Raw genomic sequence first — 17,120 nt, forward strand, 5'->3', positions numbered from 1 at the left:
CGGGACATGCCGATTTCGAGTGTTCTGGTCGCCAACCGTGGCGAGATCGCGCGTCGAGTCTTCGCTACCTGCCGTCGGATGGGTCTCGGCACTGTCGCGGTCTACTCCGACGCTGATGCCGCCGCGCCGCATGTGGCCGAGGCCGACGCTGCCGTCCGGCTGCCGGGCAATACGCCAGCGGAGACGTACCTGCGTGGCGAACTCGTCATCGAGGCCGCACTGGCCACCGGTGCCGACGCGATCCACCCTGGCTACGGATTCCTTTCCGAGAACGCCGATTTCGCCCGCGCGGTGCTCGCGGCCGGGCTGGTGTGGATCGGCCCGCCGATCGAGGCCATCGAACAGATGGGCTCGAAGGTCGCCTCGAAGAAGATGATGGATGCCGCCGGTGTCCCCGTCCTCGCGGAGCTCGATCCGGACGAGGTCACCGAAGCACAGCTGCCCGTGCTGATCAAGGCATCCGCCGGTGGTGGCGGACGCGGCATGCGGGTGGTGCGCAGCCTCGGCGAGCTCGACGCGCAGATCGAAGGCGCACGGCGCGAAGCGGAATCCGCGTTCGGCGATCCGACGGTGTTCTGCGAGCGTTACCTCGAGACCGGCCGCCACATCGAGGTTCAGGTGATGGCCGATGCGCACGGCACGGTCTGGGCCGTCGGCGAGCGCGAGTGTTCCATCCAGCGTCGCCACCAGAAGGTGGTCGAGGAGGCGCCGTCACCGCTGGTCGAACGCACCGACGGCATGCGCGAGCGGCTGTTCGAGGCGGCCAGGCTTGCCGCGGGCGCGATCGGCTATACCGGCGCGGGCACGGTGGAGTTCCTCGCCGATGAGCGCGGCGACTTCTTCTTCCTGGAGATGAACACCCGGCTCCAGGTGGAACACCCGGTGACCGAGTGCACCACCGGGCTCGATCTGGTTGCCCTGCAACTCGATGTCGCCGCCGGCGGCGCGTTGGCCGCCGAACCGCCTGCGCTGCACGGGCATTCGATCGAGGTCCGGCTCTACGCGGAAGATCCGGCGCACGACTGGCAGCCGCAGAGCGGCACCGTCCACCGCCTGTACATCCCCTCGGTGCTCGCCGAATTCGATCTGCTCGACCGGCCGGGAGTCCGGCTGGACACCGGTGTGGTGGACGGCTCGGTGGTCGGCGTGCACTACGACCCGATGCTGGCCAAGGTCATCTCGTACGCCGAAACCAGGGACGCGGCAGCGCGACTGCTCGCCACCGCGCTGCATCGCGCCGAGATCCACGGCCTGGTGACCAACCGCGACCTGTTGGTCCGGGTGCTGCGCCACCCGGCGTTCCTGGCGGGCGACACCGACACCGCCTTCTTCGACACCCACGGATTGGCCACCCTCGCCGCGCCTTTGGCGTCCGAGTCCGACGAGGCGCTGTCCATCGTGGCCGCAGCACTGGCCGACGCCGCGGCGAACCGCAGCACGGCCAGGGTCGGCGGCGGATTGCCGAGCGGCTGGCGCAACCTGCCCTCACAGTCGACGCACAAGCTGTTCGAGAGCCGCACCAGCGGGACCCATGATGTCGGCTACCGCTTCACCCGCGGTGTCCTCTCGGTGGACGGGCACGAGGGTCTCGAACTCGTCGAAGCGACGCAGCATCGGGTCACCCTCGCCGTCCCCGGCGAACGCGGCTCGGTCCGAAGGCATTTCGCCGTCGCCCGCTACGACGACCTGATCTGTGTCGACTCGCCGCTCGGCCCGGTCAGCGTGCGCAAGCTGCCGCGCTTCAGCGATCCCGCCGACCAGGTGGCCACCGGTTCACTGCTTGCGCCCATGCCCGGCAGCGTGATTCGGCTCGGGGCCGAGGTCGGCAGTAGCGTCGCCCAGGGCCAACCCATCCTGTGGTTGGAGGCGATGAAGATGGAGCACACCATCGCCGCGCCCGCAGACGGTGTGCTCAGTGCCGTCAACGTCACCGTCGGCCAGCAGGTCGAGGTCGGTGCCGTCCTAGCTGTCGTCGAGCCCGTAGCGGCCACGGAAACCCAGGAGAACAAATGAGTTTCATCGAAACCGAAGAGCAGCAGGCGCTACGGGCCGCGGTCGCCGCGCTCGCCGCGAAGTACAACTACCGCGACTATGTGCTGCCCAAGGCCCGCGCCAACGAGCCGCTCACCGAATTGTGGGACGAGGCAGGCAAACTCGGCTTCCTCGGGGTGAACCTGCCCGAGGAGTACGGTGGCGGCGGGGCAGGTCTGTACGAGCTGGCGCTGGTGATGGAGGAGCTCTCCGCCCAGGGCGCAGGGCTGTTGCTCATGGTCGTCTCCCCGGCCATCTGCGGCACCATCCTCACCAAGTACGGCACCGATGAGCAGAAGCAGCAGTGGCTGCCCAAGCTCGGCGACGGCAGCGGGAAGATGGTCTTCGGCATCACCGAGCCGGACGCGGGCTCCAACTCGCACCAGATCACCACCACCTCGCGCAGGGACGGCGAGGACTGGATCCTCAACGGCCGCAAGATCTTCATCTCCGGCGTCGACCAGGCCGAGGCCGTGCTGATCGTGTCGCGCACCGAGGACCACAAGACCGGCAAGCTCAAGCCCGCCCTGTTCATCGTGCCGACCGATGCCGAAGGCTTCCACAAGACACCACAGGAAATGGACATCATCGAGCCGGACCATCAGTTCACGCTGTTCCTCGATGACGTACGGCTGCCGGCGAACGCGCTGGTCGGCAAGGAGGACGCGGCGCTCATGCAACTGTTCGCCGGCCTCAATCCGGAACGGGTGATGGGTGCGGCGATGGCGATCGGTCTCGGCCGCTACGCCATCGATCGCGCAGTGGAGTACGCCAAGGAACGCACCGTGTGGAAGACGCCGATCGGTGCGCACCAAGGCATTTCGCATCCGCTCGCGCAGGTGAAGATCGAGCTGGAGCTGGCCAAGCTGATGATGCGCAAGGCCGCGACGCTCTACGACAACGGTGACGAGATGGGTGCCGCCGAGGCCGCCAACATGGCGAAATACGCGGCGGCCGAGGCGAGTATCAAGGCGCTCGACCAGGCGATCCAGACGCACGGCGGCGCTGGCCTGACCAAGGAATACGGCCTGGCCGCCATGCTCGCCGCGTCGCGTATCGGCCGGATCGCGCCGGTCAGCCGCGAAATGGTGCTGAACTTCGTCGCCCAGTACTCGCTGGGCCTGCCCAAGTCCTACTGAGAGGCCGCCGATGACCGACACGGTGACGGGTCCGTTCGTCCGCTACGAGGTGGCGGACGGTTTCGCGACGCTCACGCTCGATTCACCGCACAACCGCAACGCGCTGTCGTCCAAGCTGGTCGCCGAGCTCCTGCAAGGTCTCGACGACGCGGCCGCCGATCCTGCGGTACGGGGAATCGTGCTGGCGCACACCGGGAATACCTTCTGCGCCGGCGCAGACCTCAGTGAGGCGAGCAACGCCGATCCCGCGGTGGCCGCCGACGACCGCACCCGTGTCTTCGTCGGCGTACTTCGCCGCCTGCTCGTCTGCCCGAAGCCGGTGATCGCGCAGATCGACGGCAACGTGCGGGCGGGCGGCATGGGCATCGTCGGCGCCTGCGATCTCGCGGTGGCCGGGCCGACGAGTAGCTTCGCCCTCACCGAGGCGCGGATCGGGTTGGCCCCGTTCATCATTTCGCTGACCCTGTTGCCGCGCCTGACCTCGCGGGCGGCCAGCAGGTACTTCCTGACCGGCGAGAAGTTCGACGCGGCCGTGGCCGAGCAGATCGGCCTGATCACCACCGGCGCGGCGGATCCGGTGGCCGAGGTGGCACGGCTGCGCGCCGAGCTGCGCAAGAGCGCCCCGCAGGGCCTGGCCGAGAGCAAGCGGCTGGCGAACGCGGCCATGCTTGCCGAGTTCGAGCGGTCCGCCGAGGAGCTGGCGCACCGGTCGGCGAGCTTCTTCGGCACCGACGAGGTGCGCGAAGGCATGACGGCCTTCCTGCAACGTCGCCCGCCGAGCTGGGCAGAATAACCCCATGGCCACACCCCACGAACCCAAGCAGGACCGCAGCCGAGCCACCAGGCAGCGTCTGCTGGAGGCGACCATCGACTGTCTCGCCGAAACCGGCTGGGCGGCAGCGACGGTCGCGGTCGTCGCCGAACGGGCCGGGGTGTCGCGTGGCGCGGCGCAGCATCACTTCCCGACCAGGGAGGACCTGATCACCGCCGCGCTCGAGTACATGTTCGACAGCAGGGACCAGCGGGCCAGGGACGAGGCGATCGCGGTCGCCGCCCTGGCCAGTGGTAGCGCGCGTACCGAGGCCGTGGTGGCTGGCCTGGTCGAGTCCTACACCAGCCCGCTGTTCAAGGCGGCGCTGCAGGTGTGGACGCACGCGGCCGCCGATCCTGCCCTGCGGGAGCGAATCGTGCCGCTGGAGGCCAAGTTCGGGCGGATCTCGCATCGGCGCGCGGTAGAGGCGCTCGGTGTCGACGACTCGGATCCGGTCGCCCACCATCTCGTCCAGGCCACCTTGGACATGGCGCGTGGGCTCGGCCTTGCCGACGTGCTCACCGACGACTCCACGCGACGCAAGCAGATCGTGCACCAGTGGGCGGCAACACTGCACGCGGCTCTCAACGCGCCGCGCTGAGGATCAGTGCGGGCTGGTCGGATCGCCGTCCGGTCGGCTCGACGGCGGCAGGGTGGTGTGCGCTGGAGCGATCGACATCTGGGTCAGCATCACCCTGTCCATCCCGGCTGGGGTGTCCGGCGGTCGGACGTGCGCCAGCCACTGCGCCACCTCCGCGTCGGTGAGTACCCGCTCGAGCGCCAGATCGGCAGGCACGAAAGGGAAATACCGGCCGGCGGGCCAATTGCGCTCATACGGAGGCGGATCCAGGACGAGCAGCCTGGTGCCGTCGACCACCGGGATATCGGACGGTGTTCCCTCGTTCCAGATCCAGGAACCGTCGGGGGCAACGAGATTGAACGCGCCGGTGGTGAGCACCTGCCCGGTGGCGTCGCGGCACATCGCGACCGCCTCGGCCGAGGGTGGGTCGCCGGGGAGATGACCCCCGCCGATCAGTGCGTCGGCGAGCAGGGTGTGCAGCTGGAAGTTGTCGGCGATCCCGTTCATGCACAAGAGATATCCGGTGCCCGACTCGCGGTGCAGGACGACCAGCGGTTCGTCGTCGAGGAGCAGCAGCATGGACGACAGCTCCTTCCACCAGCGGCCGTAGGCCTCCCCGAGGGCATCGTGGCGCTGCTGCACCAGCTCGCGGCCGTTGCGCCCGAACAACTTCCGGACCTGCTTGTGCTGCAGCATCGCGATCGCGGGCGATATCCACATGTCCACCGTCCACCAGGCCATGAGCGGCTGCACGCCGAATTGCTCCAGCCACTCCCACTCGGTGTCGGTCTGTTCCGGATCGGGCAGCTCGGCCTGCATCGTGGCCTGCCATTGCTCGGCGAACTGTTTGGCGTAGTCGAGCGCCTTGGCGAGATTCGCGAGGATCAGCGGTGCACACTCCACGGCGTCCGCCGCGGTGTGCACGTACGCGCCGATCATGTTCGCTACCTGTGCGCGCGCCCCTGGCGGAATCCGATCGAGCAACGGAGCGAGGGCCTTGCTGCCGAGCACCAGGATCTCGGCGCTCGCGTCATCGAGTGACGCGATGAGTTCTTCGTGCGCAGTATGGATTTCCGCGGGCTCCTCGGTCATCAGTGCCTGCATGTATGCCCCGACAGCGGCATGAAATCGGTTATCGCCCACGCTCATGGCTGCACGGTATTGAGTGCTTGCTCAGCTTGTCGACCCCCCCATTGTCGGGGGCACCGCCCGGCGCTCGCCCGCACACCGCGTCGCGTCCTTCGCAGTCGCCGCGCACGCCGGCGACGAGCACATGTTTCAGTTATCGTGCGCTGACCTCGATCGGTCCGAAACCGCCCGCGCTTGCCTTAGGGTCTGCCGTATGGACAGTGCGGAGTACGGCGGGCTCGAGCAGACCCTCGGTCAGCCGATTGCCGAGAGCGCGCCCGCCGAGTGGGGCTTCCAGAACCGCACCGATCTGCTCACCCTCGCCGACGGCGATCGAATGGTCCTGCAGCGCTACCGCGATCCGGACGACGCCGAGCGCAGGCTGCGCGTCATGCACACGCTGTTGGAGCCTGCCGCCAAGCGTGGCATCGCGATTCCGCGCATCCGCCGCTTCGATCTCGACGCCGATCCCGCGTGGATCGTCTTCGATGCCCTGCCCGGCGTCCCGATTCCGGCGAGCGCCGAAACCGGCCTCGGCACGCCGCGATTCCCCGCCATCGCCGGCGAGATGGGCACGCTGCTGCGCGCCTTCCGCCGCCTGCCGATCGCGGGGCTGCAGCTCGACGATCTGTGGGCGAGTCCGACCCGCCTGGCGCGCCGTGCGGCCGCCTGGGCGCTCGAGGTGACCGCCGAGCTGACCGCGGCACAGCGCAGCGCGCTGGAGCGCATTCTCAAGGCCGTCCCCACCCTGTTCGCCGATCGGCCCACCGTCCTCGCGCACGGCGATTTCACCCCGGTGAACGTCCTCACCGACGGCGAAAACATCACCGGTCTCACCGATTTCGAATCCATCCGACTGGCCGACCCGCTCTTCGACCCCGCCTGGTGGTCCTGGTCGGTCGGCTTCGCCGATGCGCGCGTCTTGGCCCTCGCCTGGCCCGAGTTTCTCGACAGCGCCGGGTTCGACCCCGCGGAACCGGGCCTGCCGCAACGGGTCGAGGCCATCCAGATCCTGCGCATGCTGGAATTGCTCACCGAGCAAAAGAATCTCAGCCCCGATGTGCGAAACGTGGTACACGAACGCCTGCTGCAGATGCTCGACTGAGGAGAGCTTCGGCGCCGACATGGGCCGGTGCAGGCGCGAATTCCAGCGTCCGTTTCTATTTCTGATAAATGGATAGTTTCGCACGACGCCTGTCGTTTTATCCGTGACCGCCCGGGCGCTATTTTGGCGCGAAGAGGCCGCATGGCCGACCTGGCCGCGAGGCAAGCCGTTGCCCCTGTAATTAGGGGCAGGATGCCAGATTTGGGCACCAGTCGAGCTCTGTGATGCGCCATCGCCAATACCGTGTAGCCATATAATTTATTCGTGAACCGAAATTGATCGAAAAATTATGCTACCTCCGTAACGGGCCGCAGATAGCTACGGATGAATGGCGTGAGTCCGTTCTCTCGGGCTCAACCTTCAATAAAAGGAGCATCCAATATGAAGCATCTTTCGCGGCTCGCCGTCGGCGCACTGGTGATCGGCGCAGCGCTGCTGCCCATGGCCACCGCGCAGGCGGAGATTCCGCTGGAGCCCGCCACCAGCGCCGAGGTTTCGGCTCCGGTGGCTTCTCCTGCCCCCATCGGCAGTGGTTCGTCCAGCATGTCGGGCGCCGGCGGCGGCAAGCAGTGCTGGCTCCCCGAGGGCTGCATGTAAGTGGTCTTCTCCCTGAGGGCTGCCGGTAAGTAGCCCTTGGTCGGGGGTAGAAACGATGTCCCGGTACCAGGTGCCGTAGCAACGGGCCTGGTACCGGCGCGCCGATCGTGGGCCCTGGCCCGATCCGACTGTTCGGCCTGGTCAGCTAGTTCTGGGACGTCGATTCGGCGACGATGTCACACTCTCCTCTCCTACGTCGTCCCCTCTGTGAACGCGGACAAACGCAGCGCAGAGGAGCAGGAATCATGACGAAGACCAAGAAGATCGCGGTGGCCGGCGCGACCGGACGGCTCGGCAAGCACGTGGTGGACGTGCTCACCGAACAGGGCCACGAGGTGGTGGCCTTCTCCCGCAAGAACGGTGTGGACATCGAGACCGGCGCGGGCTTGGTCGAGGCACTCGCCGGCGTCGAGGTCGTCATCGACGCCGCCAGCACCCCGTCCGCCGATCAGACCATCGCCACCGAGTTCTTCACCGCCGCCGCACGCAACCTGCACGACGCAGGCCAGCGGGCCGGGGTGCAGCGCCTGGTCGTCGTGTCCATCATCGGCATCGACACCTCCGTGGCCGGCTACAACGCCGCCAAGCTGGCGCACGAGCGGGAACTCACGAAAGGCCCACTGCCCGTGCAGATCCTGCGCGCCGCCCAGTTCCACGAGCTGGTCGAGGTGATGACCCAGTGGGGCACCCAGGGTGACGTCGCCTACCTGCCGACCATGCGGACCCAGCTCGTCGCCGCCCGCACCGTCGCCGAGGCGCTGGTCGATCTCGCGGTCAACCCGGCACCCGCGCACACCGACGGCCCCTTCCCGGAAGTCGCTGGCCCGCAACCGGAAACGATGGCAGGCGCGGCCACCTTGCTCGCCGCGAAGCTCGGCGGCCCGGCACAGATCATCGAGGCGAGCGGCGCGGACAACCCGGACCGCGAGGCCTTCGAGAACGGCGGACTGCTGGCAGGCCCGCACGCCGCCCTCGCTGGTCCCACGTTCGCCGAATGGCTCGACGCGACCTACCCGGCGAAGTAGGCCTGATCGGCGAGGATCCGCATCACCTTCGAAACACGAAGTGGGTGCGGATCTTTCGCGTCAGGAGGTGGTTTCGAACCCGCCGACCGCCGCGTCCTCGGTGGCGTCGATATAGCTGCGCAGCGCCTCGCGGGACTGGGTGAGCGCGTCGATGCGTTCGTCGAGCCCGTGCAGGCGGGCGCGGAGGACATCGAGCAGTTCGTCGCAGGGATAGATTTCCGGGGCCGTGCCGTAGGAGCAGGGCAGCAGGATGCCGATGTCCTCGGTGGACAGTCCGGCGTCGAGCAGGCCGCGGATCTGGGTCACCGACAGCACGGCGTCCTCGGTGTACTCGCGGTAGCCGTTGACCCCGCGGACCGGCTCGAGCAGGCCCTGCGCTTCGTAGTAGCGCAGCAGATGCGTGCCGACTCCGGTGCGGCGGCTGAGTTCCCCGATCAACATCGCACACTGCTCCTTGACCTTCATATCGGTATCAAGGTTGACGATACAGCCATGACCGAACAACTGACTTCGTCCTCCGACACCGATCGCCAGGCGGTGACTGTCCTCGGCCTCGGCCTGATGGGTCAGGCGCTGGCCGGCGCTTTCCTCGCCGCCGGGCACCGCACTACCGTGTGGAACCGTTCCGCCGCCAAAGCCGAAGAGCTTGCGGCACAGGGCGCGACGCTCGCCGCCACGCTGCGTGATGCGGTCGCGGCAAGTCCGCTGGTGATCGTCTGCGTCACCGACTATCCGGCCGTGCGCGCGCTGCTCGATCCGGTCAGCGCCGATCTCGTGGGGCGGGTGGTGGTGAACTTGACCTCGGGTACCTCACAGCAGGCCCGCGAGACCGCCGAATGGGCGGCGCAGCACGGGTTCTCCTATCTCGACGGCGTGATCCTGGCCATTCCCAGCGCCATCGCCACGGACGAGGCGGTGCTCCTCTACAGCGGGCCGCGCGCGGCCTTCGACGCACACGAGCAGACGCTGGGCAGCCTGGGTGCGGCCACCAGTCACCTCGGCGCGGATCATGGTCTGTCCGCGCTGTACGACATGGCCATGCTCAGCCTGATGTGGAGTGTGCTTAACGGATTCCTGCACGGCGCTGCGCTTCTCGGCACCGCTCAGGTGGACGCGACAACGCTCGCGCCGTTCTTGACTCAGGGACTGCACACCATGAGCGGATGGCTCACCGCGACCGCGGCGCAGATCGATGCGGGCGCCTACCCGGCCGAGGACTCCACCCTCGACGTGCACCTGGCGGCGATGGCGCACCTCGTCGAAGAGAGCGAGGCGGTCGGCGTGAATGCCGAATTACCAAGGCTTGCCCAGGCGTTGGCAGGACGCGCGGTTGACGAGGGACGGGGCGGCGACGACTATGCGGCGCTGATCGAGCAGTTCCGCAAGCCGGCACCGAGGTAACCCACCGCATCTCGCGATCCGCACCGAGCGGGTCGGTGCGGATCGCGGGAGCTCAGCGGATGGACGTGAGGTCGTACATGGTGACGCCGTCCACGTCGATCGCGGTGTAGTTCTGCTGCACCCATTGGGAGATCGCGGAGCTGGGTGAAGAGCCGGACGCGTCCGGACCGCCGTGCCCGCCACGGTTGCCGCCGATGAAATAGTGGATCTTTCCTTCGGCCACATATTGTTTGAACTGGTCGAGGGTCGGCGAGGGATCACTGCCGTTGAAACCGCCGATGGGCATGACCGGCAGTTCGGTGGCCAATTGGTATCCGGCCGCGCTGTTCGAGCCGATCGCCGCGGCGACCCAGGTGTAGGCGCCACCGTTCTGCTCGAGCAGCGAAACGATCTTGTCGCTCGGCTTGCTCGCACCGAGCAGGCCACCGCCGGCGCCCATCTCGTGCCCGGCCATCGCACCCTGCCTACCGGGACCGTTGCGTCCATCGGGAGCGTTGCCACCGGGGAATGCGCCATCGACGGGAAATGCGTTGCCGCCGGGCCCATTCGGACCTTCCGCCCCCGGCGGGCGGCCGAACTTGCCGAACCGTCCCCCGACATCCGGACCCGCCGTGGGAATCGCGCCCGTATGCGGGGTCGCAATGGCGTCGACCGCGTAGGCGGTCGGCCCGGCCAGACCGGTGTACGCGATGGCCACTGCCGCGACGACGGCCAGCTTCCGCTGCGCGGGCACCAGCACGACGAGCGTCGCAAGCACGCCGACGATCAGCACGGTCCAGCGCAACCACGGCAGCCAATGCACGCTGCGGGACAACAGCATCCACGCCGTCGCCGTCGTGAGGCCGACTGCCAGTGCGAGAACGGCCCGCACCCACCGTCGGTGCCGTTCGCGCCACAGCAGCACGGTGCCCGCGCCGACGAGCGCCGCGATCGCGGGTGCCAATGCCACCGTGTAGTACTGGTGGAAGATCCCCGCCATGAAGCTGAACGTCAGACCGGTCGCAATCAGCCAACCGCCCCAGACGATCAGCGACGCGCGTTGCCGATCGGTCCTGGCGGCCTTGCCGCGCAACAGAAGTCCACCGACCAGCAGCACGAGCGCGGCCGGGATCAGCCAGGCGACCTGACCGCCCTGCTCCGGCTCGAACATTCGGGTGATGCCGGGACTGCCCCACAGGCCGTTGCCGCCGGCGGGCAGATCGGCGCCGCCCATCCCGACGCTGCCGCGTTCGTTGCCGTTGAGCCGCCCGAGCCCGTTGTAGCCGAGCGTCAGCTCCAGGATCGAATTGTCCTGCGACCCACCGATCCACGGCCGGGACGAGGCGGGCCACAGCTCCACCGCGAGCAGCCACCAGCCCGCCGCGCCCACCATCGCCGCACCGGCGGCGCACAGCTGGAGCAGCCGAGTGCCGAGCTTCGGCGGGCCTGCGATCAGATACGCCAGCGCGAGCGGTGGCACCACGAGTAGCACCTGTAACTGTTTGGTGAGAAAGCCGAATCCGACGAAGACGCCGGTGAGCACCAACCACCGCCAGCGGCCGTCCTCGATCGCCCGCGAGAGCGCCCATACGGCCGCGACCATCAGGAAGACCAGCAGCGCGTCCGGATTGTTGAACCGGAACATCACCGCCGCAACGGGAGTCACGGCCAGCACCAGCCCGGCAAGCAGCCCGGCCGCAGGGCCGAACGGCTTGCGCACCGTCGCCCACAGCAGCGCGACGCTGGCGACGCCGAGCAGGACCTCAGGCACCAGGATGCTCCAGCTGTTCAACCCGAACGCCCGCACCGACAGCTCCATCAACCAGAGCGAGGCGGGTGGCTTGTCCACGGTGATCGAATTCGCCGCGTCGGACGAGCCGAAGAAGAATGCCTTCCACGACACCGAACCCGCCTGCACCGCAGCGGAATAGAACGAGTTGGCCCAGCCGTTCGCGCTCAGGTTGCACAGGTAGGCGATCGTGGTGCCGATGAGTAGCGCGGCCAATGCCGGGTATTCCCAGCGGATCTTGCGTGCGGCCGCCGGTTCTGGCGGCGCCGAGGCCGGTGCGGTGAGCGTTGCCGTCATCGCAGGCCGCCGTCTGTCCCCGAGACCCGATCCGCGAGCGCGACATCCGCCGCTGTGGGCTCGGTGCCCATGCTGCCCGATTCACCCTGCACCGAAACGGCCGTCCGCCGTGCCGGATTCGGGGTGTTCCGGAAGACCCAGCGCAAGCCGACGAACCGCAGCACCGTGGCGAGCAGATTCGCCAGCACGAGCACGAACAGCTCGAGGTGCACCGGCGCGTCCGGCGCCCAATGATGCAGCGTGAACAGCGACCCGCTGGTCAGCACCAGGCCGATGCCGAAGATCACCAAGCCCTGGAACTGATGCGACACCGCTCCGGTCGACCCACGCACACCGAAGGTGAAGGCCCGGTTGGCCGCGGTATTGGCCACCGCGGTGACGAGCAGGGCGAGGAAGTTCGCCACCTGTGGATTGGTAAACGATTGCAGCACAACGTAAAGCAGCAGATAGGCGAGCGTGCTCAGCACGCCGACGATCGCGAACCGCACCACCTGCCCGACCATGCCGAGCGGCACGCCAGGCACCAGCGGCTCGCGGCCGATTGCCCGCCGCAGCTCCTCGAGCGGCAGCGCGCCGGTGGCAAGGGCGCGGCCGAGCCTGCCGATCCCGAGCAGGTCCTTGCGTGCGGTGTCGATGATGTCGACCCGGCTGTCCGGGTCGTCGATCCAGTCCACCGGCACCTCGTGGATGCGCAGCCCGGCCCGCTCGGCCAGCACGAGCAGTTCGGTGTCGAAGAACCATTCACCGTCGCGTACCAGCGGAAGCAGCTGGCGGGCCACCTCGCTGCGCATTGCCTTGAATCCGCACTGCGCATCCGAAAAGTGCGCTTGCAGTGAGGCTTTCAGAATCAGGTTGTAGCAGCGGGAGATGAACTCCCGCTTCGGTCCGCGCACCACCCGCGAGGAGGAGCTCAACCTGGTCCCGATCGCCAGGTCCGAATGTCCGGTGATCAGCGGTGCGACCAGTGGCAGCAAAGCGTTCAAGTCGGTGGACAGGTCGACGTCCATGTACGCGACCACCTGTGCGTCGGAGCGTTCCCACACCGCGCGCAGCGCCCGGCCGCGTCCCTTCTTGTCCAGGTGCACTACGCGCACGCCGTCGAGCTCGCCCGCCAGCAGCTTGGCCACCTCCAGGGTGGCGTCGGTGCTTGCGTTGTCCGCGACCGTGATCCTGGCCGGAAACGGGAAGCCTTTGCGCAGATAGGCGTGCAGCCTGCGCACGCACACGCCGAGGTCGGCCTCTTCGTTGTAGACGGGTATCACCACGTCAAGGACGGGCGTACCCTCGGTCTCGGCTAATTCCGCAGCCGCGACGGTCACAGTCTCGGTCATGAGAACCAGCCTCGATGATCGAGTTGTCGCGGAGCTGGGCCTAAGCTGTGAGGTTGCTGGGTGTGCCTGGCCGCGGCGACCGGCCTCGGTGCAGGCGGCGGTGGCGTACGGTCGGAGGATCGGGGCCGCTCAGGTCCTGCGAGCAAAGGACCACGCTTGTCCGACAAGTCTCCGCGCAGCTCGATGTCGAAGAAATCCGGGAAATCGCTCAAAGAGAAGCGAGCGGACAAAAAGAGCAAGTCCACCCCCGAACAAAGCATCATCGATCCGAAGAAGCGCTGACCGTCGCTGAGCGAGGCGGCCGACCGCCTCGCTCAGCATCGCAGCCTGATCAGGCGGGGACCTGTTCCACCTTCTCGGCCATCGGTTGCGCCGAGCGGTCCGGCCGCATCAGCAGCAGCACGAGCACCCCGCCGAGCAGTCCGACGACGCCGCTCACCGCGAGGGTGCCCTGCACCCCGGCGGCGGACGAGGCGTGCACCGCCGTATCGAGCGCCGCCCGCGCCTCGGCGGAGAGCTGCCCCATCAGCACGCCCGACTGGCCTGCGCCGACGGCACGGGCTGCCGAATCCGCGTCCGGCACACCGTGATCGGCGAGCACCGCGCCCGCCCGCAGCGTGAAAACGCTACCCAGCGTGGCGATTCCGAGCGTGAAGCTCAGTTGCTGCGCGGTATTGACCGCGCCGGTGGCCATGCCTGCCCGCTGCCACGGCACCGCAGCCATCGCCGCCGAGCTCAGCGTCGCGGTGGCAAGGCCGACGCCGAGGCCGATCGCCAGAAATCCGGGAACCAGTGCGGCCCAACCGGCTTCGTCGTGCACCAGCAGCGCGCCGATGACCCCGCCCGCGCCGGTCACCAGCAGCCCGCCGCCGATGATCCGGCCGCGGTTGTCGCCGTGCAGGAACCGGCCGATGCCGCCGGACACCAGAAATGCCATGACGGACAACGGAAGTCCGACCGCGCCCGCTTGGATCGCGGTCAACCCGAGGACCGACTGCAACCAGATCTGGGTGTACATCAGCGCGCTGAACGCGGCGAAGAACAACGCGCCCGCGGCGACGAGCACGCCGACGAACGAGCGGTCACGCAGCAAGGCCAGGTCGAGCATCGGGTGCGCTGAAGCGCGTTCGACCAGCAGGAACGCGATCAACGCCGCGGCAGCGACCAGCAGCAGCCACCAGGTGAGGGCGTTCGACCACCCGTGCTCGTTGGCCCGGATCAGCGCGTAGGTCGCCGCCGCGGCGCTGACGGTGAACGTCGCCATGCCCGCCACGTCCACCCGGCCGCGCGCTGTGTGCGCCTGATCGGTCAGCACCCAAACGCTCAGTGCGATGGCGATCGCGCTGACCGGCAGGTTGACGAAGAAGATCCACCGCCACGACGCGAGATCGGTGAGCAGGCCGCCGATGATCGGTCCGATGGCGCTCGACCCGCCCGCGACGGCGCCCCAGATCCCGTATGCCGCAGCTTGATCCCGGCCGGAATAGGCGTTGTTCAGCAACGCGAAGGTGGTGCACGCCATGGTGGTTGCGCCGATGCCTTGCACCACCCGCGCCACGATGAGGACGGTGGGATTCGGCGCGAGTCCGCAGACCAGCGACGAGACGGCGAACAAGGCGAGCCCGGCGAGATAGGTGCGCCGATGCCCGGCCAGGTCGGCGATCGAGCCTGCGCCGAGCATCAGCGCCGCCATCGCGAGCGCGTAGCCGTCGACGACCCATTGCAGCGCGCCGAACGACGCGTTCAAGTCGTTGCGCATGTCCGGTAGTGCGACGTTCACGATGGTCACGTCGATCAGCAGCATGAAGGTGCCGAGGCACACCGTCAGCAGCGGCAGCCATTTACGCAAAGCCGTTGTCCTCTCTCGAAGTCGGTGGTGGGAGACCGCGTCGAGTATCCGGAGAATCGTCTCGGTGGGTCGCGTGACTTCGAGCTTGGCGTACATTTCCTCCTTGTGGTGACTGTCGATTTAGACAAAAATTCCATCCTAGACGGAGTTGATGCGCAGATCGTGCATGCGCTGCAGCTGGATCCCCGGGTGCCGTTCGCAACGGTGGCCGCCGACCTGGGTGTCGCGGAGCAGACCGTCGCCCGCCGCTACCGGCGGATGCGCCGAGACGGGGTGGTGCGGGTGATCGGCGCGGTCGATTCCCGTGCGATCGGTGAGAACGACTGGATCATTCGGGTGCGCTGCCGCCCCGACGGCGCGATGCAGGTGGCCGAGGCGCTGGCCCGGCGCGACGATGCCGCCTGGGTGAGCATCGCCGCGGCGGGCGCCGAGGTGACCTTCTCGCTGCACCCGCGCACCCAGCAGGACCGCGACGACCTGCTGGTGCAGCGGCTGCAGCGCAGTGCGCCGGTGCACGATATCGCCGCGGCGATGGTGCTGCATCGCTTCGTCGAGGCGGACGTGCGCGACTGGCGTGGGCGGCAATTCGCCAAGCGGGAGGGTGAAACGGGCTTGGTCCCAAGCGAATACGTCGATTCGGAGCTCCGGCTCCGCGACGAGGACCATGGCCTGCTCGAGCTGCTGTCACGCGACGGGCGGACCAGCTACTCGGTGCTTGCCCGGTCCACCGGCATGAGCATCGGCCGGGTGACGCGCCGCATCGCCGCTCTCCAAGCGGCGAACATTCTGTACTTCGACCTCGACATCGCCCCGGCCGCGGAGGGCACCGCACTCAACGCGTTCCTCTGGCTCCGAGTCGCGCCTGCGCGACTCGACTCGGTGGGGCGCGCCATCACCGAGCACGCCGAAACCGTCTATGCCGCAGCGGTTACCGGGCCGTTCAACCTCTTCGCGGTGCTTCGGGCCGATACTGCCGCCGACCTCTACCGTTATGTCACCGTCGAGATGGCCGATCTCGACGGTGTGCACAGCTTCGAGCTGAGCCCGGTCCTGCACCGGCTCAAGCAGGCGGGTTCGCGGACCGTGGCCGGTCGGCTCATCCCGCCTGCGCCCGTACCGCCACGGGCGTCGCGTCGCTGACCGCGCAGACGGCAACGACGTCGAACAGCGCGGACGGTGTGGTTACCGCGGGGGTCGGCTACCGGTGATTACAGGGCAATGCCGAATCGCGCGGCCGTGGTCTTCCCCATCCGGTACAGCGGAACGCCGAGGTCCTCGTAGGCCGGGCCGAGCAGGCGCGGAATCAGGTCGAAGGCCCTGGCATCCGCGCCGATCAGCACCCTGGCGCTGTTGCGCTGCACGCCGCGCAGAATGATCTTCGCTGCCGCCTCGGGGCGGGTCAGTGTGAACGTGTCGAAGCCGCGGCGCACCGCCTCGATGTCGACGTCGTCGGCGATGCCGCGCGCGTTCACCGCGATATTCGTCTTCACCCCGCCGGGGTGCACGCAGGTGACGCCCACCGGATGCCTGGCGATGCGCAGTTCCTGTCGCAGCGCCTCGGTGAACCCGCGCACCGCGAATTTGGCCGCGTTGTACGCGCTTTGGGATGGCACGCCGATCAGGCCGAACACCGAGGACACATTGACGATGTGCCCGTCACCCGAGGCGATGAGGTCGGGCAGAAAGGCCTTGGTGCCGTGCGCAACACCCCAGAAGTTGATGTTCATCAGCCAGTCGAAGTCGTCCCACGCCATGTCCTCGACGTCGGCGGCGAGGGCGACTCCGGCATTGTTGATCACCAGGTTCACCCGCCCGAATTCGCCGCGCACGTCCTCGGCGTGCGCGTACACCGCGGCTCGCTGCGCGACGTCCAGCTCGTACGGAATGGCCGTGGCGCCGAGCTTTTCGCAGCGGCCCGCGGTGTCGGCGACCGACTCGGTGTTCACGTCGGACAGCGCGAGCTGCGCGCCGCGCCTGGCGAGTTCCAGCGCGAGCGCCCGGCCGATGCCGGAGCCCGCCCCGGTGATCACGGCGACTTTGTCTGTGAAGTTCTTCATT

Annotated in this window: 16 protein-coding genes; 10 read left to right on the forward strand and 6 right to left on the reverse strand. The window is 68.1% G+C overall.

The features are described 5' to 3' along the window. Positions 1-6 precede the first annotated feature (6 nt). Genes NA11_RS26760 through NA11_RS26775 form a run of 4 tightly spaced genes read left to right on the forward strand, consistent with a single transcriptional unit; the run spans position 7 to position 4,582 of the window. The gene (locus NA11_RS26760) at positions 7-2,013 is read left to right on the forward strand and encodes an acetyl/propionyl/methylcrotonyl-CoA carboxylase subunit alpha (protein ID WP_069164770.1); all 2,007 of its coding nucleotides are present in this window, start codon (positions 7-9) and stop codon (positions 2,011-2,013) included. Further along, positions 2,010-3,170 (forward strand): acyl-CoA dehydrogenase family protein, encoded by a 1,161-nt coding sequence (locus NA11_RS26765; protein ID WP_069164771.1) that lies wholly within the window; start codon positions 2,010-2,012, stop codon positions 3,168-3,170. Before NA11_RS26760 ends, NA11_RS26765 begins: the two co-directional genes overlap by 4 nt. Before the next feature lie 10 nt (positions 3,171-3,180). Continuing rightward, positions 3,181-3,963, forward strand: coding sequence for an enoyl-CoA hydratase family protein (locus NA11_RS26770; protein WP_174567736.1), 783 nt, complete (start codon positions 3,181-3,183; stop codon positions 3,961-3,963). A 4-nt stretch (positions 3,964-3,967) separates the two neighbouring features. Next, a complete protein-coding gene (locus NA11_RS26775; RefSeq protein ID WP_069164772.1) occupies positions 3,968-4,582 on the forward strand; it encodes a TetR/AcrR family transcriptional regulator in 615 nt (204 codons plus the stop codon). A 3-nt stretch (positions 4,583-4,585) separates the two neighbouring features. Here NA11_RS26775 and NA11_RS26780 read toward each other — a convergent pair whose 3' ends face one another. After that, positions 4,586-5,710 carry a hypothetical protein gene (locus NA11_RS26780; RefSeq protein WP_141717860.1) on the reverse strand — a complete coding sequence of 375 codons (1,125 nt, stop codon included), beginning with the start codon at positions 5,708-5,710 and terminating at the stop codon, positions 4,586-4,588. Positions 5,711-5,903: 193 nt separating this feature from the next. On the opposite strand from NA11_RS26780, the gene NA11_RS26785 reads away from it, so the two are divergent. The 3 genes from NA11_RS26785 to NA11_RS26795 all read left to right on the forward strand — a co-directional run bounded on the left by NA11_RS26785 (position 5,904) and on the right by NA11_RS26795 (position 8,416). After that, on the forward strand, positions 5,904-6,794 hold the full coding sequence (locus NA11_RS26785) for a phosphotransferase family protein (RefSeq protein WP_069164774.1): 891 nt from the start codon (positions 5,904-5,906) through the stop codon (positions 6,792-6,794). Between the two features lie 381 nt (positions 6,795-7,175). Next, positions 7,176-7,391: a hypothetical protein gene (locus tag NA11_RS26790; protein WP_069164775.1), complete on the forward strand. Its 216-nt coding sequence runs from the start codon at positions 7,176-7,178 to the stop codon at positions 7,389-7,391. Positions 7,392-7,636: 245 nt separating this feature from the next. Then, positions 7,637-8,416 carry an SDR family oxidoreductase gene (locus NA11_RS26795; RefSeq protein WP_069164776.1) on the forward strand — a complete coding sequence of 260 codons (780 nt, stop codon included), beginning with the start codon at positions 7,637-7,639 and terminating at the stop codon, positions 8,414-8,416. A 60-nt stretch (positions 8,417-8,476) separates the two neighbouring features. Here the strand turns inward: NA11_RS26795 and NA11_RS26800 are convergent, their stop codons facing one another. After that, positions 8,477-8,857: a MerR family transcriptional regulator gene (locus NA11_RS26800; protein ID WP_069164830.1), complete on the reverse strand. Its 381-nt coding sequence runs from the start codon at positions 8,855-8,857 to the stop codon at positions 8,477-8,479. 51 nt (positions 8,858-8,908) lie between these two features. Here NA11_RS26800 and NA11_RS26805 point away from each other — a divergent pair, with 51 nt between their 5' ends. Next, the gene (locus tag NA11_RS26805) at positions 8,909-9,817 is read left to right on the forward strand and encodes an NAD(P)-dependent oxidoreductase (RefSeq protein ID WP_069164777.1); all 909 of its coding nucleotides are present in this window, start codon (positions 8,909-8,911) and stop codon (positions 9,815-9,817) included. 52 nt (positions 9,818-9,869) lie between these two features. Here NA11_RS26805 and NA11_RS26810 read toward each other — a convergent pair whose 3' ends face one another. Together NA11_RS26810 and NA11_RS26815 are read right to left on the reverse strand one after the other, a co-directional pair. Further along, positions 9,870-11,882 (reverse strand): glycosyltransferase family 39 protein, encoded by a 2,013-nt coding sequence (locus NA11_RS26810; protein ID WP_069164778.1) that lies wholly within the window; start codon positions 11,880-11,882, stop codon positions 9,870-9,872. Further along, positions 11,879-13,213, reverse strand: coding sequence for a bifunctional glycosyltransferase family 2/GtrA family protein (locus tag NA11_RS26815; RefSeq protein WP_245746191.1), 1,335 nt, complete (start codon positions 13,211-13,213; stop codon positions 11,879-11,881). Before NA11_RS26815 ends, NA11_RS26810 begins: the two co-directional genes overlap by 4 nt. Before the next feature lie 156 nt (positions 13,214-13,369). Between NA11_RS26815 and NA11_RS47085 the strand changes: the two genes are divergently transcribed. Continuing rightward, positions 13,370-13,495, forward strand: coding sequence for a hypothetical protein (locus tag NA11_RS47085; protein ID WP_281197104.1), 126 nt, complete (start codon positions 13,370-13,372; stop codon positions 13,493-13,495). A gap of 49 nt (positions 13,496-13,544) precedes the next feature. Here the strand turns inward: NA11_RS47085 and NA11_RS26820 are convergent, their stop codons facing one another. Then, complete coding sequence (locus NA11_RS26820) at positions 13,545-15,158, reverse strand: MFS transporter (protein ID WP_245746192.1); 1,614 nt, start codon at positions 15,156-15,158, stop codon at positions 13,545-13,547. 12 nt (positions 15,159-15,170) lie between these two features. Between NA11_RS26820 and NA11_RS46395 the strand changes: the two genes are divergently transcribed. Next, on the forward strand, positions 15,171-16,202 hold the full coding sequence (locus NA11_RS46395; RefSeq protein WP_281197105.1) for an Lrp/AsnC family transcriptional regulator: 1,032 nt from the start codon (positions 15,171-15,173) through the stop codon (positions 16,200-16,202). Positions 16,203-16,270: 68 nt separating this feature from the next. Here NA11_RS46395 and NA11_RS26830 read toward each other — a convergent pair whose 3' ends face one another. Continuing rightward, positions 16,271-17,119, reverse strand: coding sequence for an SDR family NAD(P)-dependent oxidoreductase (locus tag NA11_RS26830; RefSeq protein ID WP_069164780.1), 849 nt, complete (start codon positions 17,117-17,119; stop codon positions 16,271-16,273). Position 17,120 lies beyond the last annotated feature (1 nt).

This window comes from Nocardia altamirensis NBRC 108246 (assembly GCF_001612685.1).
Taxonomy (GTDB): Bacteria; Actinomycetota; Actinomycetes; order Mycobacteriales; family Mycobacteriaceae; genus Nocardia; species Nocardia altamirensis.